Annotated in this window: 2 protein-coding genes; one reads left to right on the top strand and one right to left on the bottom strand. The window is 37.9% G+C overall.

What is annotated here, in order from left to right:
* The first annotated feature begins 343 nt into the window (after nucleotides 1-343).
* Nucleotides 344-1,075 carry a MiaE family protein gene (locus A1019T_RS12855; protein WP_077452126.1) on the top strand — a complete coding sequence of 244 codons (732 nt, stop codon included), beginning with the start codon at nucleotides 344-346 and terminating at the stop codon, nucleotides 1,073-1,075.
* Nucleotides 1,076-1,266: 191 nt separating this feature from the next.
* On the opposite strand, the gene A1019T_RS12850 is transcribed toward A1019T_RS12855, so the two are convergent.
* The gene (locus tag A1019T_RS12850; protein ID WP_077452124.1) at nucleotides 1,267-1,605 is read right to left on the bottom strand and encodes a hypothetical protein; all 339 of its coding nucleotides are present in this window, start codon (nucleotides 1,603-1,605) and stop codon (nucleotides 1,267-1,269) included.
* Nucleotides 1,606-1,717 lie beyond the last annotated feature (112 nt).

Below are 1,717 nucleotides of genomic sequence, written 5' to 3'. Positions count from 1 at the left end.
ATCAATATATTAACTAATATTTTTAGAGAGAGCTTATCAGTTCTTTGTCATTAATTCGTCGTTAGCAGCTGTAACAAAAGATTTTTATAGCCCTAAATAGTGCCTTATTAGCATTAATTTCAAGGCCATAAACTAAGCTACTGAAAGCTAGAAGTATAACTTTGCCTAATATGTTACCTCTAATTTGTTACAATAGTCTTTTTTAGCTTTATGCCCTTTAATCTGAATATCCTTTAACCTAAACACCTTGTAATCCGAATACACAATCAACCTGAATAAAATATAACCTTATTGATTTGCACCTGCTGTCTGGCTTAGTCAAAGGTATAAATGAGCTGCTATTATGAGTGACGATCTTCTTAATGACCAAAACAACACCGTGACTGCTCCTGCCAAAACGGATATCTCTCACATTCATGATTTCTTGGGGGCCCCTACCCCTAAAGCTTGGCTTGAAGCGGCCGTCAATGATTTACCGACTATTATTCAAGATCATGCCAACTGTGAGAAAAAAGCCGCAGGCACTGCGATGAACTTAATATTCCGTTATGAGTTCCATCAAGATCTGCAAATGAAGCTGGCGCAGTTAATCCGTGAGGAAATGCTACATTATGAGCAAGTGGTGGGAATTATGGAGGAGCGCGGCCAAAAGTGGCGGCATTTACCCGCCAGCCGCTATGCTAAAGGTATGCTAAAACACAAACGCACTTATGAACCCGCTGCGATGATTGATATTCTGATTATCGGGGCCTTTATTGAGGCTCGATCTTGTGAACGTTTTGCCGCCTTAAGTGAAGTGGTTGATGATGAGCGTTTGGCAAAATATTATCGCTATCTGCTCAAGTCCGAAAGCCGTCATTATGAAGACTATATCACTCTTGCCCGCTCATTGGAGCCCAAAGACGGGTCAAGTGTGGATCTTGAAGCCTTATCAAAAGCCACTAATGGCAGTATCAATACCGATGAGGAGACTATGAATATTGATCAACGTATTGCTTTTTTTAAGCAAGTTGAAGCCGAGCTGATCAATAGTCCAGATACCGAGTTAAGATTTCATAGTGGTATTCCGGCTTAAAGTAATGATCCTCCCCTATAAATTAGTAAGCTGCAAATTTGAGTCCCTAAGCTTATCAAATAAAAAAAGACCCACCAACTATAGTTAGTGGGTCTTTTTTTTTCAATGAGACTTTTAATAAATGGCATTTATTTTAAAATTGCCATTTACTGTCACACTATTTATTTTATTATAGTAATTAATGTAACGACCTAGTCGTTATCATGACGACCTAAATCAAAGGCGTTTAAATCACCGACATTTTTACCCGCTGGCGGTAATTTAGCATCCTTTTCGCGACCATCTTCATAGACATCATCAGTTTCTTGAGAAGCTTGTTGTGGTCCATCGATGTCGGGCTTATGCTTTCTACCTTCATAATCACCAGGCTCTAGATTGCCTTTGTTACTGATCTCAGTATCTACATTCTGATCAATAGAAGGCGCTTGTTTAGGATCAGCTTGTAATCTACGCTCATCTCTTACTTGTGCTTCGTCATTCAGATTATGATTATTATCATCAACTACTTTTATGGTTTGATTAATAGACATATTTTTCTCTTTATTATAGTTATGGATTTAAAATATTTAGGGAGTTTGGTTAATTGTCTGTCGCATAGCTTTAATGAAAATGACTCATTAAAAAAATGCTAAAACCTTAGCC

It is taken from the genome of Psychrobacter piechaudii, assembly GCF_900162825.1.
GTDB classification, from domain to species: domain Bacteria; phylum Pseudomonadota; class Gammaproteobacteria; order Pseudomonadales; family Moraxellaceae; genus Psychrobacter; species Psychrobacter piechaudii.
This window is presented reverse-complemented; position numbering and strand designations above follow the sequence as displayed.

Bases quoted from the DNA above. Each gene is read 5' to 3' on its own strand.
- A1019T_RS12855 (WP_077452126.1), top strand. From the start codon at position 344: ATGAGTGACGATCTTCTTAATGACCAAAACAACACCGTGACTGCTCCT.
- A1019T_RS12850 (WP_077452124.1), bottom strand. From the start codon at position 1,605: ATGTCTATTAATCAAACCATAAAAGTAGTTGATGATAATAATCATAAT.